Annotated in this window: 22 protein-coding genes; 10 read left to right on the top strand and 12 right to left on the bottom strand. The window is 71.7% G+C overall.

The window, feature by feature from the left end; genetic code table 11:
- Positions 1 to 102: 102 nt before the first annotated feature.
- From ACFSZT_RS20475 to msrB, 3 genes are read left to right on the top strand one after another with little or no spacing between them, the layout of a single operon-like run.
- Complete coding sequence (locus ACFSZT_RS20475) at positions 103 to 1,590, top strand: serine/threonine-protein kinase (protein ID WP_377386839.1); 1,488 nt, start codon at positions 103 to 105, stop codon at positions 1,588 to 1,590.
- Positions 1,591 to 1,627: 37 nt separating this feature from the next.
- A complete protein-coding gene (locus ACFSZT_RS20480; RefSeq protein WP_377385487.1) occupies positions 1,628 to 1,927 on the top strand; it encodes a hypothetical protein in 300 nt (99 codons plus the stop codon).
- A 10-nt stretch (positions 1,928 to 1,937) separates the two neighbouring features.
- Positions 1,938 to 2,363 (top strand): peptide-methionine (R)-S-oxide reductase MsrB, encoded by a 426-nt coding sequence (msrB, locus tag ACFSZT_RS20485; protein WP_377385490.1) that lies wholly within the window; start codon positions 1,938 to 1,940, stop codon positions 2,361 to 2,363.
- A gap of 139 nt (positions 2,364 to 2,502) precedes the next feature.
- Here msrB and hemQ read toward each other — a convergent pair whose 3' ends face one another.
- The 3 genes from hemQ to hemE are packed head-to-tail and all read right to left on the bottom strand — an operon-like array spanning position 2,503 to position 5,733.
- On the bottom strand, positions 2,503 to 3,198 hold the full coding sequence (hemQ, locus tag ACFSZT_RS20490) for a hydrogen peroxide-dependent heme synthase (RefSeq protein WP_377385493.1): 696 nt from the start codon (positions 3,196 to 3,198) through the stop codon (positions 2,503 to 2,505).
- Between the two features lie 4 nt (positions 3,199 to 3,202).
- Positions 3,203 to 4,621 (bottom strand): protoporphyrinogen oxidase, encoded by a 1,419-nt coding sequence (hemG, locus tag ACFSZT_RS20495; RefSeq protein WP_377385496.1) that lies wholly within the window; start codon positions 4,619 to 4,621, stop codon positions 3,203 to 3,205.
- On the bottom strand, positions 4,618 to 5,733 hold the full coding sequence (gene hemE, locus ACFSZT_RS20500; protein ID WP_377385499.1) for a uroporphyrinogen decarboxylase: 1,116 nt from the start codon (positions 5,731 to 5,733) through the stop codon (positions 4,618 to 4,620). Before hemE ends, hemG begins: the two co-directional genes overlap by 4 nt.
- Positions 5,734 to 5,820: 87 nt before the next feature.
- Here hemE and ACFSZT_RS20505 point away from each other — a divergent pair, with 87 nt between their 5' ends.
- The 3 genes from ACFSZT_RS20505 to ACFSZT_RS20515 all read left to right on the top strand — a co-directional run bounded on the left by ACFSZT_RS20505 (position 5,821) and on the right by ACFSZT_RS20515 (position 8,816).
- The gene (locus ACFSZT_RS20505; protein ID WP_377385502.1) at positions 5,821 to 6,384 is read left to right on the top strand and encodes a DUF3000 domain-containing protein; all 564 of its coding nucleotides are present in this window, start codon (positions 5,821 to 5,823) and stop codon (positions 6,382 to 6,384) included.
- 406 nt (positions 6,385 to 6,790) lie between these two features.
- The gene (locus ACFSZT_RS20510) at positions 6,791 to 7,507 is read left to right on the top strand and encodes a response regulator (RefSeq protein ID WP_377385505.1); all 717 of its coding nucleotides are present in this window, start codon (positions 6,791 to 6,793) and stop codon (positions 7,505 to 7,507) included.
- A 67-nt stretch (positions 7,508 to 7,574) separates the two neighbouring features.
- Positions 7,575 to 8,816 (top strand): HRDC domain-containing protein, encoded by a 1,242-nt coding sequence (locus tag ACFSZT_RS20515; RefSeq protein WP_377385508.1) that lies wholly within the window; start codon positions 7,575 to 7,577, stop codon positions 8,814 to 8,816.
- A 15-nt stretch (positions 8,817 to 8,831) separates the two neighbouring features.
- Here ACFSZT_RS20515 and ACFSZT_RS20520 read toward each other — a convergent pair whose 3' ends face one another.
- A complete protein-coding gene (locus ACFSZT_RS20520; protein ID WP_377385511.1) occupies positions 8,832 to 9,416 on the bottom strand; it encodes a hypothetical protein in 585 nt (194 codons plus the stop codon).
- Between the two features lie 234 nt (positions 9,417 to 9,650).
- Here ACFSZT_RS20520 and ACFSZT_RS20525 point away from each other — a divergent pair, with 234 nt between their 5' ends.
- Both ACFSZT_RS20525 and ACFSZT_RS20530 read left to right on the top strand, forming a co-directional pair.
- Positions 9,651 to 10,853, top strand: a complete 1,203-nt coding sequence (locus ACFSZT_RS20525; protein WP_377385514.1) for a thiolase family protein — start codon at positions 9,651 to 9,653, stop codon at positions 10,851 to 10,853.
- Positions 10,850 to 12,958, top strand: a complete 2,109-nt coding sequence (locus ACFSZT_RS20530) for a 3-hydroxyacyl-CoA dehydrogenase NAD-binding domain-containing protein (protein WP_377385517.1) — start codon at positions 10,850 to 10,852, stop codon at positions 12,956 to 12,958. The genes ACFSZT_RS20525 and ACFSZT_RS20530 overlap by 4 nt, the downstream gene beginning before the upstream one ends.
- A 66-nt stretch (positions 12,959 to 13,024) precedes the next feature.
- Here ACFSZT_RS20530 and ACFSZT_RS20535 read toward each other — a convergent pair whose 3' ends face one another.
- From ACFSZT_RS20535 to ACFSZT_RS20560, 6 genes are all read right to left on the bottom strand, one after another.
- Positions 13,025 to 14,863, bottom strand: coding sequence for a C69 family dipeptidase (locus tag ACFSZT_RS20535; protein ID WP_377385520.1), 1,839 nt, complete (start codon positions 14,861 to 14,863; stop codon positions 13,025 to 13,027).
- A gap of 133 nt (positions 14,864 to 14,996) precedes the next feature.
- The gene (locus ACFSZT_RS20540; RefSeq protein WP_377385523.1) at positions 14,997 to 15,818 is read right to left on the bottom strand and encodes an aldo/keto reductase; all 822 of its coding nucleotides are present in this window, start codon (positions 15,816 to 15,818) and stop codon (positions 14,997 to 14,999) included.
- 17 nt (positions 15,819 to 15,835) lie between these two features.
- Positions 15,836 to 16,972: a sensor histidine kinase gene (locus ACFSZT_RS20545; protein ID WP_377385526.1), complete on the bottom strand. Its 1,137-nt coding sequence runs from the start codon at positions 16,970 to 16,972 to the stop codon at positions 15,836 to 15,838.
- Positions 16,969 to 17,664, bottom strand: a complete 696-nt coding sequence (locus tag ACFSZT_RS20550) for a response regulator transcription factor (RefSeq protein ID WP_377385530.1) — start codon at positions 17,662 to 17,664, stop codon at positions 16,969 to 16,971. Before ACFSZT_RS20550 ends, ACFSZT_RS20545 begins: the two co-directional genes overlap by 4 nt.
- A gap of 118 nt (positions 17,665 to 17,782) precedes the next feature.
- Positions 17,783 to 19,696, bottom strand: a complete 1,914-nt coding sequence (gene dxs / locus ACFSZT_RS20555) for a 1-deoxy-D-xylulose-5-phosphate synthase (protein WP_377385533.1) — start codon at positions 19,694 to 19,696, stop codon at positions 17,783 to 17,785.
- A 133-nt stretch (positions 19,697 to 19,829) separates the two neighbouring features.
- A complete protein-coding gene (locus ACFSZT_RS20560; protein ID WP_377385536.1) occupies positions 19,830 to 20,546 on the bottom strand; it encodes a FadR/GntR family transcriptional regulator in 717 nt (238 codons plus the stop codon).
- Between the two features lie 177 nt (positions 20,547 to 20,723).
- Here ACFSZT_RS20560 and ACFSZT_RS20565 point away from each other — a divergent pair, with 177 nt between their 5' ends.
- Both ACFSZT_RS20565 and ACFSZT_RS20570 read left to right on the top strand, forming a co-directional pair.
- Complete coding sequence (locus ACFSZT_RS20565; RefSeq protein WP_377385539.1) at positions 20,724 to 21,236, top strand: gluconokinase; 513 nt, start codon at positions 20,724 to 20,726, stop codon at positions 21,234 to 21,236.
- 35 nt (positions 21,237 to 21,271) lie between these two features.
- Entirely contained in the window at positions 21,272 to 22,660 is a 1,389-nt protein-coding gene (locus tag ACFSZT_RS20570; protein ID WP_377385542.1) for a GntP family permease, read from the top strand.
- A 1-nt stretch (position 22,661) separates the two neighbouring features.
- Here the strand turns inward: ACFSZT_RS20570 and ACFSZT_RS20575 are convergent, their stop codons facing one another.
- Both ACFSZT_RS20575 and ACFSZT_RS20580 read right to left on the bottom strand, forming a co-directional pair.
- Positions 22,662 to 23,861, bottom strand: a complete 1,200-nt coding sequence (locus ACFSZT_RS20575; protein ID WP_377385544.1) for a class I SAM-dependent RNA methyltransferase — start codon at positions 23,859 to 23,861, stop codon at positions 22,662 to 22,664.
- Positions 23,858 to 25,912, bottom strand: a complete 2,055-nt coding sequence (locus ACFSZT_RS20580; protein ID WP_377385547.1) for an APC family permease — start codon at positions 25,910 to 25,912, stop codon at positions 23,858 to 23,860. The genes ACFSZT_RS20575 and ACFSZT_RS20580 overlap by 4 nt, the downstream gene beginning before the upstream one ends.
- Positions 25,913 to 26,075: the final 163 nt, after the last annotated feature.

Here is a 26,075-nt window from a genome sequence, read left to right on the forward strand (position 1 = left end):
CCTTTCATGATCGCGAGAAGCAGCCGAGGAGAAGGCGTCATCGACACCGGTCAGTTGGTCGCAGGCCACTATCGCCTCGTAGAGCACATCGGCAGCGGTGCCATGGGCATCGTATGGCGGGCGGTCGACGAACGCCTCGAACGATCGGTCGCCGTCAAGCAGATCATCACGCAGCCCGGTCTCTCCGAGGCCGAACGCGCCAATGTGCGCCAGCGCGCGATGCGCGAGGCCAAGAACGCCGCGCGATTCCAGCACCCCAATGCCATCGTCGTCTTCGACATCGCCGAGCACGCGGGCGATCCGTGCCTGGTCATGGAGTACCTGCCGTCGCGAAGCCTGTCGGCGATCCTGGCCGAGCACGGCACGCTACCCGTTCCGGAGGTCGCGCGCATCGGTGAGCAGGTGGCCGCGGCCCTGGTGGCAGCGCACCGCGCGGGCATCGTGCACCGCGACATCAAGCCGGGCAACATCCTCATCGACGACAACGGCACCTGCAAGATCACCGACTTCGGCATCTCGCGCGCCAGCGGCGACCTCACCCTCACCCAGACCGGGCTGATCGGCGGCACGCCGGCGTACCTGGCTCCGGAGCTCGCGCGCGGTGCCGACCCCACGCCCGCATCCGACGTCTTTTCTCTGGGTGCCACGCTCTACCACGCGATCGAGGGCGTTCCGCCGTACGGCGACAACACCAACCAGCTCGCGCTGCTGTACTCGGCGGCCAACGGCAAGGTGAACCCGCCGACCCGGTCCGGGGCGGCGACCGCCCTGCTCATGAGCCTGCTGCGCACCGAGCCGGACGAACGGCCCACGATGAGCGAGGCCCGGGAACGGCTGGCCTCCCTCGCGCGGTCCGAAGCGAACGGCAAGCCGCTCGGTGCCACGCTCGTCTCGCCGCCGATGCTGCATTCCGGCAGCGGACCGCGCCCCGCGGCTCCGAGCATGGCGCCGGTGGCCCCGCCGTGGCGGCGCGAGCCGTCGCCGAGCGAGCCACCTCGGCACCCGACCACCGCGGGGACGCCGCTGCCCCCGCCCGGGAACGGCGGTGACAGCCCGCGCAACAGACGCAAGCCGCTCGTGTTCGGCGCGATCGGCGCCGCGGTGGCCGTGATCGCCGCGGTGCTGGCCATCGCCCTCTCGAGCGGCGACGACGGTTCCGGCGCGAGCGCAGACGGTTCGGCGACGTCCTCGCCGAATACTCCGAGCCCGAGCTCGACGAGCGCGCCCTCCTCCCCGTCACAGCCCGCCACCAGCGACGGCGTCGTCAGCGACTGGGGCGCCGCGGGTGCCCGCATCGAGGCGTTCTACGGCAACCCGCAGGGCTCGTGGAGCATGCTCACCCCGAACGCCCGCGCCGCCTACGGCAACGACCCCGCGAAGTTCGCGCAGTACTGGCAGAACCACACGGTCGTCGGCTACCGGGACATTCAGGCGTACAAGGGGGCGAACAACCCCGACGGGTCGGTCGACATGCGCCTCTTCATCGACATCGGCAACGGGCCGCAGCAGCTGACGCTCCGGGTCGTGCAGTCCGGCGGCACCCTTCTGATCGACGGCGACACCCGGCCCGACGGCGGCACGTCCGGTTAGCGGACGCGCGGCCACCCGCGTGGCTTACCGTGGTGGTATGTCCGAGCACGAGGGTGGCCGCCGCAGCTCGCGGTTCGACGACGAGCTGCTCGGCCTCGACCCGGACGATCCCGAGGCGCAGGCCTTCGCCGAGCATCTCGACCGGATGCGGCGCTGCGAGCCGACGTTCACCGTCGAGGGCTCGCTGCGCGGGGTGGCCGAGTTCGCCGAGGGCAGCACGCGTGCGGGCGGCCTGCGCTGGTGGACCGCGGTACTGATCGTGGTGCTGCTCCTGCTGGGCGTGGTGGTGGCCGCGTGGGACATGATCGGCGCGTTCCTGGTGTGGCTGGGCAGGTAGCCTGAAGGGTATGGAACCTGTCGCCGGAAACGCCCCCCGAGTCCGCAAGACCGACGAGGAATGGCGCGCCGAGCTCAGCCCCGAGGAGTACGCGGTGCTGCGCCAGGCAGCGACCGAACGACCCTTCACCGGCGAGTACACCGACACCAAGACCACCGGTGTCTACCAGTGCCGGGCCTGCGGCGCCGAGCTGTTCCGCAGTGACACGAAGTTCGAGAGCCACTGTGGCTGGCCGTCGTTCTACGACCCGGCCGACTCCGATGCCGTGATCCTGCGCGAGGACCGCTCGCTGGGCATGGTCCGCGTCGAGGTGCTGTGCGCGAGCTGCCACAGCCACCTGGGCCACGTCTTCGAGGGCGAGGGCTACCCGACGCCGACCGACCAGCGGTACTGCATCAACTCGATCGCGCTGCGCCTCGTCCCCGCGCAGGACTGACCGGCTCCGGCCCGGCCCGATCGCACCGGCCACGCCGGGAGCACGGCGTGGCCGAGCCGGCGGGCCCGGGACCCACCCGGTGTCTTCCGGGTCCGCGCGGCGCGGGCGCACCACACGCGGGCCCGGGACCGGCCGCGGGTCAGGGCAGATTCAGCACGAGCTCGCCGGGCTGCACGCGCGGGCCGGTGTAGAACGGCGTCTCCTCCCGCACATGCCTGCGTGCCTCGGTGCCGCGCAGGTGGCGCATGAGGTCGACGATGCGGTGCAGCTCGTCGGCCTCGAAGGCGAGGATCCACTCATAGTCGCCGAGAGCGAACGACGCGACCGTGTTGGCGCGCACGTCCGGGTAGTCGCGGGCTTCCTTGCCGTGGTCGGCGAGCATCTTCCGGCGCTCGTCGTCGGGCAGCAGGTACCACTCGTACGACCGCACGAACGGGTACACGCACACGTACTTGCGCGCTTCCTCGCCCGCGAGGAAGGCCGGGACGTGGCTCTTGTTGAACTCGGCCGGCCGGTGGAGGGCGACCTGGCTCCACACCGGCGTCGACGCCCGGCCCAGCGGCGTGGTGCGGCGGAAGCCCGTGTAGGCCGCCTGCACCTGCTCGACCTCCTCGGAGTGCCACCAGATCATGTAGTCGGCGTCGGCCCGGAGACCGGACACGTCGTAGACGCCGCGGACGACGACGCCCTTGCCCTCGAGCGCGTCGAGATAGTCGGTGGTCTCCTGCGCGGCCGGGCCGCGGTCGTCGGGGAGCCGGCCGGGCTCGATCCGGAACACCGACCACATGGTGTAGCGGATCGTGTTGTTGAGTTCCTGGTAGTTCAACCGCGCCATAGTCCTATCGTCCCACCACTCGCAGTCCTGCCACACGCCGGGCGGCCGCGTCGGCGGTCGCGATGCACGCCGGAATGCCCACACCGTGCAGGGCCGCACCGGCGATCTCGAGACCCGGGAGCTCGGCGATCGCACGCTCGATCCGCGCCACGCGGTCGGTGTGCCCGACACCGTACTGCGGCAGTCCCCCGCCCCAGCGCTGCACGACGGCGTCCACCGGCTCCGCGGTGATCCCGGTGAGCTCGGCGAGATCGTCGCGCACCAGGCGCAGCAGCTCGTCGTCGGTGGCGCGCAGGAACCTCGGGTCGCCGAAACGGCCCACGGAACCGCGGACGAACACCGGTTCGCCGGGCACGGCATGGTGCGGCCACTTGCGGCTCGAGAAGGTGAACGCCTTGGCGGCGAACGGCCTGCCGTCGCGCCGGCGTTCGCGCTCGCCGATGAGGATGCCGGACTCCTGGGGCAGCTCGGTGTCCGCGGGCAGGGCCAGCGCGATCACGGCCATGGAGGCGAGCTCCACCTCGCCGTACGCGGCCGCCGCCTCCGGGGCGAGGCCGGTGAGGAGACGGCTCGCGGCGGGCGCGGGAACGGCGAGCACCACGGCATCGGCGTCGAGGTCGGGCTCGGCGGGTGCGTGGGCGGCCGCCGCGGCGCCGAGCGTGAGCCGCCATCCGCCGCCGGGACGCCGGCCGATCGCCCGGACGGGCACGCCGAGCCGGATCTCCGCCCGCGACTCCCGCACCAGGCGCTCGATGAGGTCGCCGAGGCCACCGGTGAGCGTGCCGAACACGGGCGCGGTGCTGGGGTTGGCGGGCAGCTGCGCGGCGGCCGCGGCCGTGAGGGACCGGGCGCCCGCGTCGACGGCGGCCGCGAGTGCGGGCAGGGTCGCGCGCAGTCCGAGCCCGTCCGCTCCCCCCGCGTAGACGCCGCCGAGCAGCGGGTCGACGAGACGGTCGACGAGTTCGTCGCCGAACCGCTCGCGCAGCAATGCTCCGAGTGACAGGTCTGCGTCGGGCAGTGTGAGCCCAGGCAGGGTCTCCTCGGCGGCCACCGCCCGGCTGCCGTCGGGCGACAGCACGCCCGCGACGGCGTCGGCCGCGGCGGGCACGCCCATCACGGTGCGTTTGGGCAGCGGGAGCGTCCGGCCGCCCGCACGGACGGTCGCGGAGACGGGCGCGGGGTGGTTCAGCGCGTCGCCGAGCCCCAGCTCCCGGACGAGGTCCACGGCTTCCGGCCGGCGCGCGAGGAACGCCTCAGCGCCGACGTCACACGGCCGTCCGGCAAGCGGGACGGTGCGCAGCTTGCCGCCCAGGACACCGCTGGCCTCACACACGATGATCGCCGCGTCCGGCCCGAGTTCGCGGCGCAGCCGGTAGGCGGCCGTGAGACCGGAGATCCCTCCACCGACGACAGCGACTCTCACAGGCTGTGCACCAGCTCCACGATCCGGGTGAGCACGGTCGGGTCGGTCTCCGGCAGCACGCCGTGACCGAGGTTGAAGATGTGCCCGGCCGCCGTGCGGCCCTCGGCCACGATCCGGCGGACCTCCTCCTCGACGACCGGCCAGGACGACATCAACAGCGCCGGGTCGAGGTTGCCCTGCACCACGGGCGGCGGTCCGTCCGGCAGGGTCAGCCTGCGCACGGCCTCGTCCAGCGGCACGCGCCAGTCGACGCCGACGACGTCGGCCCCGGCGTCCCGCATCCCGGTGAGCAGCTCCCCCGTGCCGACGCCGAAGTGGATCCGCGGCACGCCGTAGGCCGCGGCGCCGGCGAGGACCTTCGCCGAGTGCGGCAGCACGAACTCGCGGTAGTCGCGGGGCGAGAGGGCGCCGGCCCAGGAGTCGAACAGCTGGATCGCGTCGACCCCCGCGTCGAGCTGGGCGCGCAGGAACGTGAGGGTCAGCTCCGCGAGCGTGTCCGCGAGCCGGTGCCACAGCTCCGGCTCGGCGTGCATGAGCGCCTTGGTGTGCTCGTGGTTACGGCTGGGTCCGCCCTCGATGAGGTACGACGCGAGCGTGAACGGAGCGCCGGCGAAGCCGATCAGCGGGGTGTCGCCGAGCTCACGGAGCAGTAGTGCGATGCCGTCGGTGATGGGCCTGACCTGCTCGGGGTGCAGCTCGGGCAGCGCCGCGACATCCCCCTGCGTGCGGACGGGGTGCGCGACGACGGGTCCCGTGCCCGGCACGATGTCGATGCCCACGCCCGCGGCGTAGAGCGGCACGACGATGTCGCTGAAAAGGATCGCGGCGTCCACGCCGTGCCTGCGGACCGGTTGCAGCGTGATCTCGGCGAGCATCCCGGGGTCGAAGCACGCCTGGAGCATCGGCACGCCCTCGCGGAGCGAGCGGTACTCCGGCAGCGAGCGGCCGGCCTGGCGCATGAACCACACCGGCACGTGGGACGGCGTTCCGCCGCGCGCGGCGACGAGCAGCGGCGCCTGGGGAAGGTCCCGTCGCGCGGCCGGCTGATTCGCCCGCACCGGCTGCGGGAACACGGAGGGCACCGACGAGGGCGCGGAAGAGGGCAGTGTCATCACCTCAATCGTGCCACGAGGGGACGAGCAGCCATCCGTCGGCGCGTCCTGGCCGTCCGTCGCCGGGCCGCGCCTTAGAGTCAGGCGGTGACCGCCATGACGCAGGCGCCGGAGGAGTTCCGCGACGCCGTCGCAGCGCTGCAGTCCGTGCAGCCCCGGCCCGAGGTGACCGTGGAGCCGATCCGGGCGCCCCAGCGGCTGGCCCCGTGGGCGTACGCCCTCAGCTGCGAGACGACGGGCCCGGGCGACGTCGAGGCGTCCGGACGGCTGGTGCTGCTGCACGACCCGGACGGCCAGGAAGCCTGGAACGGCGTGTTCCGCCTTGTCGTGTACGTGCGAGCGGGCATCGACCGCGAGCTGGCGAGCGACCCGTTCCTGCCGTCGGTCGGCTGGTCCTGGCTCACCGACGCGCTCGACGCGACCGAGGCCGAGTTCACCGCGCTCGGCGGCACGGTGACGGAGACATCCTCGGCCCGCTTCGGCGAGATCGCCGGGCCCGCGCGTACCGACGATCTGGAGTTGCGGGCGTCGTGGACGCCGACGACCACGAACCTGCGCCCGCACGGTGAGGCCTTCTGTCAGTTGATGGCGAGCTACGCCGGGCTGCCGCCGGTCGGCGTGACGATGTTCGGACAGCGCCAGACGTCCTGAACGCCCGAGCCGATCGATGGTCCAGCCGCACGCGGCGCGGCCCGATGTCCCGTCGTGACCCGGGCCCGGCGGCGCCGCGAGACCCGCCTCCGCGCGATGCCTGCGACCGTTCGCGGTGGCGTGCACACGCCGTCTGCACGCGCTTTCCGGCCATCGCAACCTTATGTGATCGCCGGTACTCAGTGGTCTGTTACCAACTCTGCGTGGATTAGCCCTATCGCGCTACAGCGGAGGCGGCGAGTCCCTACCCGATCGGGATAGATACCCGTTTGTCGCCCCCACTGCCCCACTCGGGCGGCTAGAGTGCTTCCGACGACACCACTTTCGGTCTAAAGCTGGCGCGGCTGATTGGCCGAAAGTCCCGGTGCCGGTCGGGGGGCACGACCGACTCCAGGGAGGTAGTGACGTGGCTGCCGTCGGCTTTTCTCAGGCCGTCCGATCCACGCCAGCCGGCGCATTGCCGGCGAGCATGGTTCCGCATCCGCGGGAAGAGTTGTTCTCCGTGATGGTGGTCGACGACCACCCGTTGTTGAGGGAGGCGATTGCCGCACGACTAGCGCAGATGGGCGCAGGCACGGTGCACGAGGCCGCGACGGTGGCCGAGGCCAGGGCCAGGGCGACGGCCACAGGGCCGTGCGATCTGGCGATCCTGGACCTCGGGTTGCCCGACGGCAGCGGCATCGAGCTGGTCACCGAACTCCGGAGCAACGGCTGGCCACGTGTGGTGGTCCTCGCCTCGTCGGACGACCCGTACGCGGTGCGGTCGGCCTTCCAGGCGGGCGCTCAGGCCTACCTGCTGAAGTCCGCCTCACCGGTGGTGGTCACCGACGGCGTCCGCCGGGTCCTCGAGGGTGGCGTGTACGCCGACCCGAGTGTGGCTCCGGTGCTGGCCACCGGCACGCGGGTCGCCGGCACCGACAACACCCCGCGCGAGCTCTCGGCACGCGAGGTCGAGGTGCTGCAGCTCGTGGCGGACGGCCAGTCCAACAAGGAGATCGGTGAGGAGCTGAGCCTCTCCGCGCTCACGGTGAAGTCGCACCTGTCGCGGATCGGGCGCAAGCTCGGCACCGGCGACCGGGCACAGATGGTGGCGCTGGCCATGCGAGCCGGCGTCATCCGTTAGTCACCGCAGCACACCTACGGGACGGGCGAGCCAGGCACGGCAAGCCCGTCCCGTAGGGTTCAGCCTTGTGGACAACGCAGATCACGGCTCCCAGGTGCCGGAGGAGTCTGCGCCTCAACCGCTGACGGAGCCGGCGGGGGGAACCCCGCCGGTGATCGCCGACGCCGACACACTGCGCGACGCGTGCGAGCGGCTGGCGGCGGGCAGCGGCTCGATCGCCGTGGACACCGAACGGGCCTCCGGCTACCGGTACTGGCCCAAGGCCTACCTCGTGCAGGTGCGGCGCGAGGGCGCGGGCACGCTGCTCATCGACCCCATCCCGCTGCGGGACCACCTCCAGCCGCTGGCCGAGGTGCTCGCCCATGCCGAATGGGTGCTGCACGCCGCCTCGCAGGACCTGCCGTGCCTGGCGGAGCTCGGCCTGTACCCGCCGTCGCTGTTCGACACCGAGCTGGCGGGCAGGCTCGCCGGTTACGAGCGGGTCGCGCTCGGCACGCTTGTCGAGAAGCTGCTCGGCTACCGGCTGGAGAAGGGTCACAGTGCGGCCGACTGGTCGAAGCGGCCGTTGCCGACGGACTGGCTGAACTACGCCGCGCTCGACGTCGAGTTGCTGGTGCCGTTGCGCGAGAAGCTCGAGGCGGAGCTGTCCGCCCAGGGCAAGCTGGAGTGGGCCCGGCAGGAGTTCGAGGCGGTCCGCACCGCGCCGCCGCCTCCCCCGCGCGCCGAACCGTGGCGGCGGACGTCGGGTATCCACAAGATCCGCACCGCCCGTGGGCTCGCCGCTGTTCGGGCGCTGTGGCAGGCCCGCGACGAGATGGCCCGGAAACGGGACCGTGCGCCGAGCCGTGTCCTGCCGGACAGCGCGATCATCAACGCCGTGCTGGCCGACCCGAGGACGCCGGCGGACCTGCAGGCGCTGCCCGTGTTCGGCGGACGGGTGCAGCGCCGCTACACCGGCAACTGGCTGCGGCACCTGCAGGCGGCGCGGACGTTGCCGGTCTCGGAGCTGCCGAGCACCTCCGTGCCCAACGACGGCCCTCCCCCGGCCAACCGCTGGGCGGACAAGGATCCGGACGCGGCGGCCCGGCTCGCGGCCGCGCGGGCGGCGCTGGCGACGATCGCCCAGCACCATCGTCTGCCCGTGGAGAACCTGTTGCTACCCGACCTGCTGCGCCGGACGTGCTGGCGGCCGCCGGAGGACCGGTCACCGGAGGGGGTCGCCGGCTTCCTCCGGGAGAACGGTGCGCGGCCGTGGCAGGTGGAGCTCACCGCCGCCGCCCTCAGCACGGCGCTGCAGGCCAAGGGCTGACCGGGGTCGCGGGCCTCAGCCCGCGTGCGTCCAGACACAGTCGCCGGACAGCTCCAGAAACTCGCCGTCGTTGACGGTGACGCTGCCGGGGCCTTCGAGGCCGCCGTTGGTGATGATCGACTCGAATTCGCCGGAGTCGTCGGTGTTGCGCGACCAGTAGCAGAACCCCATGCCGCCCGGCAGCGGACCGTCCGTGCGGTAACGGCCGGGCTCGATGTCGACGCCGACCTGGTAGACGCCCGCCGTGACGCCGTCAGCCGGGTCGGGACGTGGCGGCGCCGCGGGGGCCTCCTCCTCGACGGTGACGGTCTCGGGCGGCAGGGCGGGCTCGGTGTAGCTCTCCGTCACGGTCTCCGTGACGGTGTCGGTGACCGTCTCGGTGACGGTGTCGGTCACCGTGGTGACGGAGGTGACCGGCGCGGCCACGGCCGCGGTCCGGGTGACCGGCTGGCGGTCGGCGACACGGATCGCGCCCGCCGCGCCCGCGGCGCCGCCAACCACGAAGGCGGCGACCAGACCGGTGATCCACGGCCACCGCTTGCTGGTGCGTGGCCTGGTCCGCGAGTCCTGGGCAGGAGGCGGCGCAGCTGGAGTGTTCATGAAGGTGATGTCTCTCGTGTCCGGCGCCCGGTGCGGGCGCGTCACCCGTGACTCGCGTCGATCATGTGGCCTGTTACAGACGGTCGCCGATGTGGGTGACCGTGCGTGATCACCCACCGTGGGCGAGCCCGCTCTGCGCCCGGCCCTTGCGGCGGGCTACGATCATAGTTACCGGCCGGTAACAACGATGGCCGTCCGGTGGTTCTCGAGTTCCGACTTCCCGAAGGAGCACCCGTGGCCGCACCAGCGCGCACCGTCGCCTTCGTCGAAGGGGTCCGAACCCCCTTCGGCAGGGCCGGCGAGAAGGGCATCTACGCCAACACACGGGCCGACGATCTCGTCGTCAAGGTCATCCGTGAGCTGCTGCGCCGGCATCCCGAGTTGCCTCCCGAGCGCGTCGACGACGTCGCGATCGCCGCGACCACGCAGATCGGCGACCAGGGCCTGACCATCGGCCGTACGGCGGCGCTGCTCGCCGGCCTGCCGAAGTCCGTGCCGGGCTTCGCGATCGACCGCATGTGCGCGGGCGCCATGACGGCGGTGACCTCGGTGGCCGGCGGTATCGCGTTCGGCGCCTACGACGTGGCCATCGCAGGCGGCGTCGAGCACATGGGCAGGCACCCGATGGGTGAGGGCGTGGACCCGAATCCGCGGTTTCTCACCGACAAGCTGGTCGACCCGTCCGCGCTCGTGATGGGGCAGACCGCGGAGAACGTGCACGACCGCTATCCCGCCATCACCAAGGAGCGCTGCGACGCCTACGCGGTCCGCAGCCAGGAGCGCTTCGCCGACGCGGTCAAGGCGGGCAAGATCGGCCCGGAGCTCGTGCCGGTCGCGATCCGGCACCCCGAGCTCGGCTGGGGCCTGGCGACCGAGGACGAGCCGCCGCGGCCCGGCACCACGATGGAGGCGCTGGCCGGTCTCAAGACCCCGTTCCGCCCGCACGGCCGCGTCACGGCGGGCAACGCGGCGGGACTCAACGACGGCGCCACCGGTGCCCTGATCGCCGGTGAGGACACCGCTCGCGAGCTCGGCCTGCCGGTGGGCATGCGGCTGGTCGGCTACGCGTTCGCCGGGGTCGAGCCGGAGGTCATGGGTGTCGGCCCGGTGCCCGCCACGGAGAAGGCGCTGGCACGCGCCGGTCTGTCCATCTCGGACATCGGGCTGTTCGAGATCAACGAGGCATTCGCCGTGCAGGTCCTGGCCTTCCTCGACCACTTCGGCATCGCCGAGGACGACGAGCGCGTCAACCCGTGGGGCGGTGCGATCGCGTGTGGACACCCGCTCGCCTCGTCCGGGATCCGGCTCATGACGCAGCTTTCCCGCCAGTTCGCCGAGCGTCCCGACGTGCGCTACGGCATCACGACGATGTGCATCGGCATCGGCATGGGCGGCACGGTCATCTGGGAGAACCCCGCGTGGGAGGGACACAAGTGATTTCCGCTGAGCAGGCCAAGGCCGCTTTTCCCGACGAGGTGGTCACCCGCGCGGTGACCAGGCTCGTCTCCGTGCCCGGCCTGGACAAGCCGGTGGCGCTCATCACCCTGGACAACGGCCACGACCACACGCGACCGTCCACGTTCGGCCCTCAGGGCCTGGTCAGCCTGAATGCTGCGTTCGACGAGGCGGTGGCGGCGGAGCCCGCGGCGATCGCGGTCACCGGCAAGCCGTTCGTCTTCGCCGTGGGCGCGGATCTGTCCGGTGTGGAGAAGATCTCCGATCCCGAGCTGGCCCGCCAGATCGCCCAGACCGGGCACGACGTCTTCCGGAAGTTCACCGAGTCGCAGATCCCGACGTTCGCCTTCGTCAACGGTGCCGTGATGGGTGGTGGGCTCGAGCTCGCGCTCTCGTGCCACTACCGGACGCTGGCCGACAACGCGGCGGCGATCTCGTTCCCCGAGGTCTTCCTCGGTCTGTTCCCGGGCTGGGGCGGCACGCAGCTGTTGCCGAACCTGATCGGCCCGGACGCCGCCGTCACGGTGATCATCGAGAACGCCTTGAACCAGAACAAGATGCTCAAGCCCGCCCAGGCCGCGCAGCTCGGCATCGCCGACGAGCTGCTGTCCTCGGCCGACTTCCTGGAGCAGTCACTGCTGTGGCTGGCCAAGGTCGTGCGCGGTGAGCTCGCCCCGGCTCGCCCGGAGATCGACCGAGACGCAGGCTGGGACGCCGCGATCGAGCGGGCGCGGTCCATCGTGGACGGCAAGACGAAGGGCGCCTCCCCCGGCGCGACCAAGGCCGTGGAGCTGCTCGAGCTGGCGCGGCGCAACGATCTCGACGCGGGCTATGCCGCCGAGACCGAGGCGCTGGCCGACATCCTCATGACGGACACCCTGCGGGCGGGCCTGTATTCGTTCAACCTCGTGAACAAGCGCGCCAAGCGGCCCGCAGGTGCACCGGACAAGTCGCTCGCGCGCACGGTCGGCAAGGTCGGCATCGTCGGCGCCGGGCTGATGGCGAGCCAGCTGGCCCTGCTGTTCGTGCGCAGGCTGAAGGTTCCGGTGGTGCTCACCGACGTCGACCAGGAACGGGTCGACAAGGGCGTGTCCTATGTGCACGGTGAGGTCGACAAGCTGCTGGGGAAGCAGCGTCTCTCGCCGGACGAGGCGAACCGGCTCAAGGCGCTGGTGTCCGGGTCACTGGACAAGGCGGCCTTCTCCGACGCCGACTTCGTGATCGAGGCCGTCTTCGAGGACCTCGGCGTCAAGCAGCAGGTCTTCGCCGAGGTCGAGGAGCACGTGAGCGCGGAGTGCGTCCTGGCCACGAACACATCGTCGCTGTCGGTGACGGCGATGGCCTCGCGGCTGCGGCGCCCGGAGCGGGTGGTCGGCTTCCACTTCTTCAACCCGGTGGCCGTGCTGCCGCTGCTGGAGATCGTGAGGGGTGAGCGCACCGACGATGCCGCGCTGGCCACGGCGTTCGCGGTCGGCAAGCAGCTGAAGAAGTCGAGCGTGCTGGTGAAGGACGCGCCCGCGTTCGTGGTGAACCGCCTGCTCACACGGTTCCTGGGCGAGGTGCTCGCCGCGGTGGACGAAGGCACGCCGTTCGAGGTCGCCGATTCGGCGCTGGACCCGCTGGGTCTGCCGATGTCACCGATGACGTTGTTGCAGCTGGTCGGTCCGCCGGTGGCCCTGCACGTGGCGGAGACCATGCACGACGCATTCCCCGACCGGTTCGCGGTGAGCGAGAACCTCCGGCGGTTCGTCGAGGCGGGCAAGTCCGCCGTGTGGCAGTGGGACTCCTCCGGGACGCCGACTGTGGACCCCGAGGTCGCCGCGCTGTGGCGGCAGGGCGACGCACCGTCCACGGCGGAGCAGGTGCGCGAACGAGCGCTCGCGGCACTGGCCGAGGAGGTGCGGCTCATGCTCGACCAGGGTGTGGTCGCCGACCCGCAGGACATCGACCTGTGCCTGATTCTCGGCGCGGGCTGGCCGTTCTGGCTGGGAGGTATCACGCCGTACCTGGACCGGGCCGGGGTGTCGGAGAAGGTGACCGGCAAGCCGTTCCTCGCGGCGGGCGTGGCCTCCGTGCCGCCGGCGTAGGACGACGGAACGCGGCGGGGCCTGGGAGCGCGCGCTCCCAGGCCCCGCCGTATAGGACGTTATACGTCAGTTGGTGCCGACGTTCTGCATCTCCTGCCAGGCCCGCTCGGCGTGCTTGCGCCAGCCGTTGCCCTGGCCGTTGGCGGCCGCCTCCATCGCCCGCATGAACTTCTCCTTCGACATCGCGGGCGCCGGCAGCTCCAGAGTGCCGGCGGCGTCCCGGTAGGCCCCGTGCTCCCGCGGGAACTCGCCGAGCCCCTCGCGATAGCAGAAGACGATGCCGTCGGCGTCACCCTCCAGGCCACCGCCGCGGTTCATGCTCTGGCTCTCCGGCCGTGCCGTCTCTCCGGACAGGTCGCGGCCTTCCGGCAGGCGAATGCCGAACCGCTTCCGCGTCTGCTCCTCGACCCCGCCCACCAGCCGTTCACCGAGGGACAGGCTGTCGAGCAGACGGTCACCGACGTAGCCGGTCAGGTACTTCCCGGCCTCGTGCGCCCGGCCGGACCCGTAGTGCTGCGCCGCGGTCCGGACGACCCGGTCCTGTTCGGCGAGCAGCCTGCTCTCGAACGTCTCGATCTCCGCGGTCACGGGCTTGTAGAACATCTCGGGGTGCTCACACGTGTGGTACATGAGGCGCTTGAACGTCCGCGTCGCGTAGCGGGTGGCCTCGAGCGGCGCATAGTCGCGGGCGACGTGGGTCGAGGCGGTCTCGCTCGTCAGGTACCGGTGCTGCTTGAACTCCGGCGGCACATCGTCGGCTCCGATGTAGACCGGAACGTAGGGCGTGGTGACCGCGCCGGTGACAGCCGTCCACAGTGCATTGAGTCCAGGATGTTCCACATCGGACAGCTTGGCCACCTGGCCGTAGCCGGACCGGTCGTGCGACCAGCGCGGATCCCGGACGTAGGCCAGCATGTCCTCGAGCGACACCGGCGCGAGCTGCTCACTCAGCTCACGCTCCAGTTCGCCCTGCACGTTGCTGCCCCACGGGTGGGTGGGGGTCACCTGCCGCTGGTTGGGCTGCCAGCCGCCGTAGACGGCCTGCGGGTCGAACACCTCGCTCGTCGCCGGGTCGAACCAGCCCTGCTCGACGGCGAAGTCGATGAAGTTGTCCGACGCCAGGAACTCGCCGGGGCGGTTCTTGTAGTCCAGCGGCAGCGGATCGAGGTAGCCGGGGTACGACACGCGCGCCTCGTCCGGTCCGAGGCGCTCGGCGGCCCACAGACCCTGGCTGCCTCCGTAGTTGACCAGTACCCAGCCCTCGTTCTTGTCGGCGAAGAGGTGCGAGTTGCCGCCGTAGGTGGAGTAGCCGTACCGGTCGATGAGCCCGCCGACGATCTCCACGGCCTCGCGCGCCGTCGTCGCGCGCTCCATGGCGATCCGCGAGAGGTCACTGTAGTTGGGGCCGGTCTGCGGGTTGTCGGTCATGGCCAGCAGACGGTCGCTCGTGGGAGACCAGATGTCCCGGGCGGCCACACCATGCTCGTTGAGTCCGCCGTTGGTCAGCGGAGCCGGGAAACCGGCGAACTCCGAGTAGTTCGACGTGATGTACTTGTTGGTCCGGCGCGCCTGCGGGATCTCGGTGAGCGTGCCGGGGTACTCGGCCCGGTCGGTGACCCCGACGGTGGTGGTGGCGCCCTCGGGGAACTCCCGGCTCGGGACGATCTCGAGCCAGTGGCTCGACGGTTCGTGGCCGAACCCGCCGAGCAGCACCGAGCCGTCCTCGGTCAGGTTCTTCCCGACGTAGAAGCCGATGCTCTTGGTCGGCCGGTCCTCCCGCACGGGACCGGCGCCGGCCGTCCGCACCTCGCCGGGACCGGCCGCCTCGCTCGGCACGGTCAGCACCGCCGCCGCGGCCAGCGCGGTGAGTACCACCCCGGATAATCTCGTTCTGCCTCGACGCATGTCGCGACACCTTCCCACGCGGTCGTAAAACGACCGGAAGCTACCACGACACGCGTTCGGGAACGGCCCGGCGAGGGAGCAAGATCACCGGTGGGCCACCTGCGCCCGGAATGCCGGGATCAACTGTGCTACGTCAGCTGTCGTCCGGGTGCGGGCCCAGCCGCTCGCCCGATTCGAGCGTCGCGAACCCGGCGATGTCCTGCTCGTCGAATTCGATGTCGAAGATGTCGATGTTCTCCGCGATTCGCTGCGGATTCGCCGACTTCGGAATCGCGGTGTGCCCCATTTCCAGGTGCCAGCGCAGCACGACCTGGGCGGGTGTCTTGCCGTGCTTGTGCGCGACGGTGCGGATCACCTCGCTGCGGCGGAGGCGTTCGCCGCCGTTGCCGAGGGGCCGCCACGCCTGCGTCACGATGCCGTGCTCGTCGTGGAAGGCCCGCAGCTGGGGCTGCTGCAGCCAGGGGTGCAGCTCGATCTGGTTCACGGCGGGGATCACGCCGGTCTCGTCGATGAGCCTGCGCAGGTGCTCGATCTGGAAGTTGGAGACCCCGACCGCGCGCACCCGGCCGTCGGAGACGAGCTCAGTCAGCGCCCGCCAGGTCTCCACGTACCGGTCCTGCCGGGGCACCGGCCAGTGGATCAGGTAGAGGTCGACATAGTCGAGCCCGAGCTCGGTCAGGCTCCGGTCGAAGGCTCGCAACGCGGCGTCGCGACCGTGGTCGGTGTTCCACAGCTTCGTTGCGACGAACACGTCCCGCCGGGGCAGGCCCGACTTCGCCACCGCGGTACCCACGCCGCGCTCGTTGCCGTAGAGCGTTGCCGTGTCGACACCGCGATACCCCGCCTCGAACGCCGTGAGCACGGCCTCCGTCACCTCCTCGTCGGGGATCTTGTAGACCCCCAGCCCGAGCCGGGGCATGGACACACCGTTGTTGAGTTCGACCACGGGAACCATGCTCCGACGGTAACCCGCTACGCCGCGGCGGGCAGGTGCACGGTCACCGTGAGCCCGCCGCCGACCACGGGCTCGGCGGTCACGGTGCCCTCGTGGGCCTGCACGGCCGCGCGCACGATCGACAGGCCGAGACCGGCTCCGGAGCGGGCCGTGCGCGCGACTCCCGCGCGGCGGAACGGCTCGAACAGCTCCGAGACCGTGGCCGGGTCGAGCAGCGCACCCGACGACCGGACGCGCAGGGTCGCCCAGCGTGGTCCCGGTACCGTGCTGACCTCGATCCAGCCGTTGTCGACGTTGTGCCGGACCGCGTTCTCGAGCAGGTTGCCCGCGACCCGCTCGAGCAGCGCCGGGTCACCGGTCGTCGGCGTGGGCGCGAGCCGGAACTCCGCACGGAGCCCGCGTTTGTCCGCCTCGGCCGCCACGGCCCGCCACGCGCTCTCCGCGACGGCGGCGAGGTCCACCCGCTCGGTGAGCACGAGGCCCGCGCCATCGGTGCGGGCGAGCAGCAGCAGTGAGCCGACGAGCCGTTCGGCTCGCTCCGTGGCGTCCCGGACGACGCCGGCCATGCGGCGCAACTCGGCCTCGTCGGCGGTCTCGTCCGCCAGCGTGACGTCCAGCTCGGTCCGGATCACCGACAGCGGTGTGCGCAGTTCATGGCTGGCGTTGGCGACGAAATGGCGTTGCGCGTCGAACGCCGCCTGCAGCCGGTCGAGCATCGCGTCCATGGTCCGCGCCAGCTCGGCCAGCTCGTCCCGCGTGGACAGCTCACCGATGCGCTCCCCCATCGACTCGACCGACAACCGTTTCGCCGTGCCGGTGATCTCCCGCAGCGGCCGCAGCACGCGCGAGGTGAACGTCCACGCCAGGATTCCCGCGGCCGCCACCACGAAGCAGAAAGCGATCGCACCGCCGATCAGCACGCGTTGCCGGGCATGCTCCCGCAGGTGGTCGGCGAGCACGGACGCCTCGACATCCACGCCGTCCACGCGCACCGTCGTGCCAGGCGGGAGCTGGGGTACGGCGGACACGGCGTCGCCGACGAGCGTCCAGGTCAGCCACAACAGCACCACGCTGACCACCGCGGCCAGCACGGTCGCGAGCACGGTGATGCGGGCGCGCAGGCTGCGCGCCGGGAATCCGGTACGGCGGATCACTCCGTGAGCGAACCAGATTCCGCGCCCGAGCCGGCGCCCGGCACCCGGTAACCCGAGCCGACGACGGTCTCGATGATGCCCGGCTCGCCCAGCTTCTTGCGCAGCGTCATCACGGTGACACGCACGGTGGTGGTGAACGGGTCGGCGTTCTCGTCCCACACGCGTTCGAGGAGGTCCTCGCTGCTCACGACGGCGCCGCCCGCGGAGAGCAGTACCTCCAGCACGCCGAACTCCTTGCGGGTCAGCTCGATCGGCTTGCCCGCGCGGTGCACGGTGCGCCGGGACGGGTCCAGCTCGACATCACCCGCGGTGAGCACGGGCGGGGTGGCCGGGGTCGCCCGCCTGCCGAGCGCGCGGACGCGTGCCACCAGCTCGGGGAACGCGAACGGCTTGGCGACGTAGTCGTCGGCGCCCAGCGACAGACCTTCCACGCGGTCGGACACCGCGCCGCTGGCGGTGAGCATGAGCACTCGCGTGAGCTCGCCGGAGGACACGATCTCCTTGCACAGGTCGTCACCCGACATGCCCGGCAGATCCCGGTCGAGCAGCACCACGTCGTAGCGCGTGATGGAGGCCTTCTCATGGCCTTCGTCGCCGTCGAAGGCGACGTCGACGGCCATGCCTTCCCGGCGCAGCCCGCGTGCGATGGCCTCCGCGAGCGGCGCTTCGTCTTCCACTACCAGTACCCGCACGTCAACACCGTGTCATAGCTTCCTGAGAGATTCCTTTGGGCGAATCCCTTCGAATTCTAGAGCGCCGGGCCGCCGCACCCCCGTCATGATCATCGTCGGCCACGGCGGCGCGTGCCGGTCAGTCGCGCGGGGCGTCCACCGCATCGGTGGCGGCATGGGGCTCGCCGAGCCGGGTGGACGCCCACTCGGTCACGCGGCGTGCCACGTCCTGCGCCGTGAGCCCGATGTCGGCGAGAACCTCCTCGCGGGTGCCGTGGGCATGGAACCGCTGCGGCACGGCCAGGTCGCGCAGCGGCACGTCGCAGTCGGCATCCCGGAGGGCGGCGGCCAGCCCGGAACCGAAACCGCCGTGCCGACCGCTGTCCTCGACGGTGACGACGAGCCGGTGCCCGGCGGCCAGTTCCACGAGCTCGCCGGGAACGGGCACGACCCAGCGCGGGTCCACCACGGTGACGCCGATGCCCTGGTCGGCGAGCCGGTCCGCCGCGGCGAGCCCGAGCCGGGCGAACGCCCCGACGGCCACCAGCAGCACGTCGTCGCCGGCGCCGCGGCGGAGTACGTCGACCGTGCCGATCCGCTCCCGCGCGGGCACCGACTCGACCACGCTGCCCTTCGAGAACCGCAATGCCGTCGGACCGTCCGAGACGGCCACGGCCTCCCGCAGTTCCTCCCGCAGCGTCACCGCGTCACGGGGCGCGGCGACCCGCATCCCCGGCACCATGCCGAGCAGCGACAGGTCCCACATGCCGTGGTGACTCGGGCCGTCCGGCCCGGTGATCCCCGCCCGGTCGAGTACGAGGGTCACCGGCAGCCGGTGCAGCGCGACGTCCATGAGGGTCTGGTCGAAGGCGCGGTTGAGGAACGTCGAGTACACCGCGACCACCGGATGCAGCCCGCCCATCGCGAGCCCGGCCGCGGAGGTCACGGCGTGCTGCTCGGCGATGCCGACGTCGAACCAGCGGTCCGGGTACGCCTCGGCGAACGTGTGCAGGCCGGTCGAGCGCAGCATCGCGGCGGTGACGGCGACGACGTCGTCGCGCTCGGCGCCGATGCGGGTGAGCTCGTCGGAGAAGACCGACGTCCAGCTCGGCCCCTTCACCGGCGGCAGGCCGGTGCGCGGGTCGATCGGGTCGGTCTGGTGCATCTGGTCGGCCTCGTGGTTGACCGCGGGCGGGTAACCGTGTCCCTTCTCGGTCACGGCATGCACGATCACCGGCCCGCCGAACGACTTGGCGCTGTGCAGGGCCTTCTCGAGCGCGGCGAGGTCGTGCCCGTCGACCGGGCCGAGGTACTTGAGCCCGAGGTCGGAGAACATCACCTGCGGGCTGATGGCGTCCTTGATGCCCGCTTTGGCGGCGTGCAGCGCGGTGTAGATGGGCTTGCCGACCACGGGGGTGTGCTGCAGCAGTTCCCGGCCGCCGTCCAGCAGCCTTTCGTAGCCGGGACGCAGGCGCAGCGCAGCCAGGTGCTCGGCGAACCCGCCGATCGTCGGCGAGTACGAGCGGCCGTTGTCGTTGACGACGATGACGATGGGCAGCTCGGGATTGGCGGCGATGTTGTTGAGCGCCTCCCAGCACATGCCGCCGGTGAGCGCACCGTCGCCCACGACGGCGACCGCGTGCCGCCCGCCACCGGCGAGCCGGAACGACTTGGCGAGACCGTCGGCATAGGACAGTGCGGCGGAGGCGTGGCTGTTCTCGATGTGGTCGTGCTCGCTCTCGGCGCGGGCCGGGTAGCCGGCGATGCCGTCGCGCTGCCGGAGCCCGTCGAAGCGGTCCCACCGGCCGGTCACGATCTTGTGGACGTAGGACTGGTGGCCGACGTCGAACAGGAGCGTGTCCCGCGGCGAGTCGAACACGCGGTGCAGCGCCAGCGTCAGCTCGACGACCCCCAGGTTCGGTCCGAGGTGGCCACCGGTCTTGCAGACCTTGTCGACGAGAAAAGTCCTGATCTCCTCGGCCAGCACGCTCAGCTGTTCGTGGTCCATCCGCTTGAGGTCGGCCGGTCCGTGCACGGACTCCAGCAACGTCACGCTCCACCTCGCTCGCCGTCGGGTCACACCTCGTCCGCTCAGTCTAGGGAAGCACGGAGCGGTTGAGCTCCCTGCGACGGCGGCGGGCGGCATCGCCAACGTCACACACCGTGCTCGGCCGTCCGGTGGCCGGCTAACGGCGCCAGAGCGGCAGCATGGCGTCGCGCACCTCGGCCAGCAATTCGCGCATGGCCTCCTCCGCGTCCACCGGGCGACCTCCGGCGACGGCGGAGGCGACGCGCTCGTGCAGGTCGAGCGCCTCGGGCACCGGCTGGTGGGGCATGAGGCCCAGCTGGGTGCGGCCTTGGAGCACGACGGCGACCACGTCGGCGAGCGCGCCGAACATCTCGTTGCCGCTGGCGTGGAGCAGCAGGGTGTGGAACGCGATGTCGCACTGCAGGAACGCGTCGAGTTCGCCACGCTCGCCGAGGTCGCGCATCTCGTGCGCGAGTGCCACGGCCCGGTCGCGCTGCCCGGCCGAGGCGCTGCGGGCGGCGGCGCCGGCCGCCAGCGGCTCGACGGCGATGCGGAGCTCGGTGAGCGAGCGCAGTTGGGCGGCCCGTCCGGTGCCGGAGAGCCGCCACCAGATCACTCTCGGATCGAAGACGTTCCACGACGCGGCGCCGAGAACGGTGATGCCCACCCGCCTGCGAGAGCTCACCAGTCCCATCGACTCGAGGATCCGCATCGTCTCGCGGGCGACCGTACGGGAGACGCCGAACCGGTCCTGGATGCCCTCGAGCGTCAGCACGTGGCCCTCGGGCAGCTCGCCCGAGGTGATCTGCAGGCCGATGGTGTCCAGCACGGTGCCGTGCCTGCCCGCGATACCCGGTTCGTACCCAACGCCCACGGAGGAAGACTAACCGCGCGCAGTGCCTCCGCCGGGGTGGCGGTGGGCGACGGGCAGGCGGAGCGCGTCACCTCAGTCCGGGCGGAGCCCGCCGGCCCGGGCTCCCCACCTCCGGATCAATGGTGCTATCTTTCGGCGCTAAACGTAGTACCTTTCGCGGTTCAACGAGGAGCGCCCATGCCGACCACGTGTCTGGTGGTGATGGGGGTGTCGGGCTCGGGCAAGACCACGATCGCCGGTCTACTCGCCCGTGAACTCGGCTGGCCCATGGCCGAAGCCGACGAGTTCCACCCTCCCGCCAACATCGCCAAGATGTCCGCGGGAACCCCGCTCACCGACGCCGACCGGACGCCGTGGCTGCGCGCGATCCGCGACTGGATCAGCGAACGCGGCGCCGCCGGCGAGAACGCGGTCGTCACGTGTTCCGCGCTCAAACGGTCCTACCGCGACATCCTGCGGGAGGCGGACGCACGCGTGCGGTTCGTCTTCCTCGACGGCGGCACCGACACCGTGGGCAGCAGGCTCGCGACGCGGTCCGGCCACTTCATGCCGCCGGCTCTGCTCGGCTCCCAGTACGCCGATCTCGAACCGCTCGGCGACGACGAGGACGGCGTGACCGTCGACGTCACCCGCCCGCCCGAGGAGGTCACCGCCACGGCGCTGATCCGCCTCGACCTCACCCCGCACTGACCCGGTCCCCGGCCGAAGCAACGGAGCTCTCCCCCATGAACACCGACGAGTGGACCCAGACCCTCGGCGCCGGGCCGCTACTCGGCATCGCCGCGGCGGCCGTCGCCGTGCTGCTGGTGCTCATCATCGTCCTGCGGATCCACGCCTTCCTCGCGCTCGTGACCGTCAGCGCCGCCACGGCCTTCGCCACGGGCATCCCAGCGGACAGCATCGTCGACACGCTCACCGACGGCTTCGGCTCGACCCTCGCCGACGTCGCCCTGCTCGTGGGGCTCGGCGCGATGCTCGGCAGGCTGGTGGAGGTCAGCGGCGGGGCACAGGCCCTCACGGACTCGCTGATCCGGCGCTTCGGCGAGCGGCGCGCACCCCTTGCGCTCGGCATCGCTTCCCTCATCTTCGGGTTTCCGATCTTCTTCGACGCCGGGCTCGTCGTGATGTTGCCCATCGTGTTCTCCGTCGCGCGCAGGCTCGGTGGCGGAGTTCTGCGGTACGGCCTGCCGGCGGCGGGGGCCTTCTCCGTCATGCACGTCTACGTGCCGCCGCATCCGGGTCCCGTGGCCGCGAGCGGGCTGCTCGGCGCCGAGGTGGGCCTGGTGATCGCGCTCGGCCTGCTGGTGGCCCTCCCGACGTGGTTTCTGACGAGCTACCTGTTCGGCGTGTGGGCGGGCAGGCGGATCGTGCTTCCGGTGCCCGACCTGCTCACCGGCGGCCCGCAGGACGACGACGCGAACGGGAACCCGCCCCGGCCCGGCACGGTGGTGGCCCTGCTCCTGCTGCCCCTGGTGATGATCTTCGCCGACACGGGACTGAACACCGCGGGCTCCGCGGGATGGGTGGACGAGAACGCCGGCTGGTTCCAGCTCGCGCGGGCGCTCGGCTCGACACCGATCGCGCTCCTGGTGACGGTGTTCGTCGCGCTGTACGTGCTGGGCACCCGGCGTGGCCGGGGCAAGGACATGCTGGAGAAGCTCGTCGACTCCGCACTCGGGCCGGTGTGCTCGATCATCCTCATCACCGGTGCCGGCGGGATGTTCGGTGGCGTGCTGCGCGCCGGCGGGATCGGTGACGCGCTCTCCGGCGCCATGTCGGGCATCGGCCTGCCGGTGATCGTGGCCGCCTACCTCATCGCCACCGTGCTGCGGGTCGCACAGGGGTCGGCGACCGTGGCGCTGACCACCGCGGCGGGGCTCGTCCAGCCGCTCGTGCTCGATGCCGGGTTCAACGCCGTCGAGCTCGCCGCCCTCGTGCTCGCCCTGGCCGCCGGATCGGTGACGGCGGGCCACGTCAACGACTCCGGATTCTGGCTCGTCGGCCGGTTCTTCGCCATGGACGTGCCGACGACGTTGCGCACGTGGACGGTCATGCAGACCACCATCGGGCTGGTCGGCTTCGCGCTGTCGGCCGTGGTGTTCGCGATCGCCTGACTCAGCGGGTGAGCAGGGCCACGCACTCGACGTGGTGGGTCATCGGGAAAGCGTCGAACGCGCGGAGGCGGGCGAGCCGGTAGCCGTGCTCGGCGAACGTTGCGACGTCGCGGGCCAGCGCCGCCGGATCGCACGCCACGTACACGACCCGCTCCGGCACCGCGTCCACAACGGACGCCACGACGTCCCGGCCCGCGCCCTTGCGCGGCGGGTCGAGCACCACGACCTCCGCCTGCTCGTCCACACCGGACAGAACGTGCTCGACGCGGCCGCACCGCCAGCGCACCTGCGGCAGATCGGCGAGGTTGGCCTCGCCGTCCCGGACGGCCCGGCGACCGGACTCCACCGCGAGCACCGACCCGGTGGGGCCCACCTGCTCGGCGAGCACGGAGGCGAAGAGCCCGACACCGGCGTAGAGGTCCCACACCCGGGCGCCCGGTGACGCCGCGGCCCACTCCCCCACCACGGACGCGAACGTGTCGGCCGCGGCCGGGTGCACCTGCCAGAAGCCGTGCGCGGCAAGCCGCCACGTCCGGCCGGCGGCGCGCTCGACGGCGATCCCGCCGGTGAGCTGCTTCGGCCTGCCCGCGCGGCCGTGGGCGGCGGGGCGCAGCTCCGCCGTGTGCACCCGGCCCGTGGCGTCCTCGGTCACCTCGATCTCGGTGCCCGGCCGCGCGCGCCGGGACAGGCCCGTCTTTGCCGCGTCCTGCAGCGTGATCGGGCAGTCCTCCAGCGGGACCACCCGGTGACTGCGGTGCGCCCGCAGGCCCGGCCTGCCGTCCGGCCCGGTCACGAACCGCACGCGAGTACGCCAGCGCAGCAGCGAACCGGGGAGCTCCTCGACCTCGACCGGCCAGTCCAGCCCGGCAAGGCGGCGCAGCTGCTCGCCCACCACGCTCGCCTTCAGCCTGCGCTGGGCGGCGCCGTCGGCGTGCTGCCAGTCGCAGCCGCCGCACAGGCCCGGCCGCGCCACCGGGCACGGCGGCTCGACCCGGTCGGCGGAGGGACGCAGGACGCGGATCGCGTCGGCCCGGCAGAACGACTTGCCGCGGTCCTCGGTCACCTCGGCGAGCACCCGCTCCCCCGGCAGGGTATGCCGCACGAACACCACCCGTCCGTCCACACGCGACACACAGTGCCCGCCGTGCGCGACTGGACCCACGTCCAGCTCCAGGGTCCGGCCGGTCCAGTCGGCGGTCACCGCCCGGTCTCCTGCCGGTCACGGGCGGGACGGCCACCGTCCGGGTGCTGTCCGTCGGCGAACCCGCGGCGCACGTCGCCGACCACCGAGCGCGGCTGCGCGCGGTCCGCCCGCGTCGACGCCCGTTTCGACGACTCGAGCTGCCACGGCACGCTGGTCACCATCACCCGCGACTGGAACAGCAGGCGGGTCTTCAGCCGCAGCGCGCTCTGGTTGTGCAGCACCTGCTCCCACCAGCGGCCCACGACGTACTCGGGGATGAACACGGTGACGACGTTGCGCGGGTTGTCGCCCCGGACGCGCTTGACGTAGTCGAGCACCGGTCGCGTGATCTCGCGGTACGGCGACTCGACGACCTTCAGCGGCACGGAGAACTTGCGGCGGTTCCACTCGTCGACGAGCTTGCGGGTCTCGAGGTCGTCCACGTTCACGGTCACGGCCTCGAGCACGTCCGGCCGGGTGGCCTTGGCGTAGGCAAGGGCCCGCAGGGTCGGCCGGTGCAGCTGCGAGATGAGCACGATCGCGTGGTTGCGCGCGGGCAGGGTGACCTGTTCGCCCTCCTCCTCCTTGAGCTCGTCGGCCACGCGGTCGTAGTGCTTGCGGATGCCACGCATGACCGCGTAGATCCCCGCCATCGCCACGATGGAGATCCAGGCGCCCGCGAGGAATTTCGTCACCAGCACGACGACGAGGACCGACGCGGTCATGACGAGGCCAAACGTGTTGATCGCCTGCGACCGCCTCATCCGCCGCCGCTGCGCCGCGTCGGTCTCGTCGGCGAGTTTGCGGTTCCAGTGCCGGATCATGGCGCTCTGGCTCAGCACGAACGACACGAACACACCGACGATGTAGAGCTGGATGAGCTTGGTGACCTCGGCCTCGAACACGATGACGAGCAGCACCGCCAGGCCGGACAGGAACAGGATGCCGTTGCTGAAGGCGAGCCGGTCGCCACGGGTGTGGAGCTGCCGCGGCAGGAACCGGTCCTGCGCGAGGATCGAGCCGAGCACCGGGAAGCCGTTGAACGCCGTGTTGGCGGCGAGCACGAGGATGAGCCCGGTGAAGAAGATGACGTACCAGGTCGCGGGCGGGAATCCGGCGAACACCGCGCCGGCCAGCTGGGCGACGAGGGTCTTCTGCTCGTAGCCCTCCGGCGCGCCGATGAGCTGCCGCTCGGGGTCCTCGGCCATGATCGCGCCCGTGGTGTCGGCCAGGAAGATCAAGCCGAGGAACATCGTGATCGCGAGCATGCCCATGAGCAGCAGCGTCGTCGCCGCGTTGCGGCCCTTGGGCTTGCGGAAGGCCGGCACGCCATTGGCGATCGCCTCGACCCCGGTCAGCGCCGCGCTGCCCGACGAGAAGGCCCGCAGGATCAGGAAGGCGAACGCCAGACCCGCGAGGTGGTGCTCCTCGGCGGCGAGTTCGAAACCCGCGCTCTCGGCACGCAGGTCGTCCCCGAGCCCGTAGGTCCGGAACGCGCCCCACACGATCATGCCCAGGATGCCGGCGACGAAGGCGTACGTCGGGATCGCGAACGCCGTGCCCGACTCGCGGACACCGCGCAGGTTCATGGCGGCCAGGAGCAGGATCGCCAGCACCGCGAACTGGACCTTGTGGGTCGCCACGAACGGGATGGCCGACCCGATGTTGGCCGCCGCGGCGGAGATCGACACGGCCACCGTGAGCACGTAGTCCACCAGCAGTGCGCTGCCCACGACCAGGCCCCAGCCCGGACCGTGGTTGACGCTCGCCACCTCGTAGTCGCCACCGCCGGAGGTGTAGGCCCGCACGTTCTGCCGGTACGAGGCCACCACGGCGATCATCACCAGCGCCACCACGAGGCCGATCCACGGGCTGTAGACGTACGCCGAGGCCCCGGCGACCGACAGCACGAGCAGGATCTCCTCGGGCGCGTACGCCACGCTCGACATGGGGTCCGACGCGAACACCGGCAGCGCGACCCGCTTGGGCAGCAACGTGTGCGTCAGCCGGTCGCTGCGGAAGGGACGGCCGAGCAGCAGCCGTTTCGTCGCGGTGGCGAACTTGGACACGACTGCAGCGTAATCGCCGCTATTCGCGGCCGGACCAGCGCGGGCGCCCTCCCGCGGACGCCGACCGGACCGGGCGGACGGCGGCCCCGCGAACGTGCGGCCCGGGCGCGGGGGCGGCCCGTCCCGGGGTAGGTTCTGCGCTGTCGCGACTACGCACAAGGAG

Origin of the sequence: Prauserella oleivorans (assembly GCF_042685745.1) — a bacterium.
Taxonomy (GTDB): Bacteria; Actinomycetota; Actinomycetes; order Mycobacteriales; family Pseudonocardiaceae; genus Prauserella_A; species Prauserella_A oleivorans.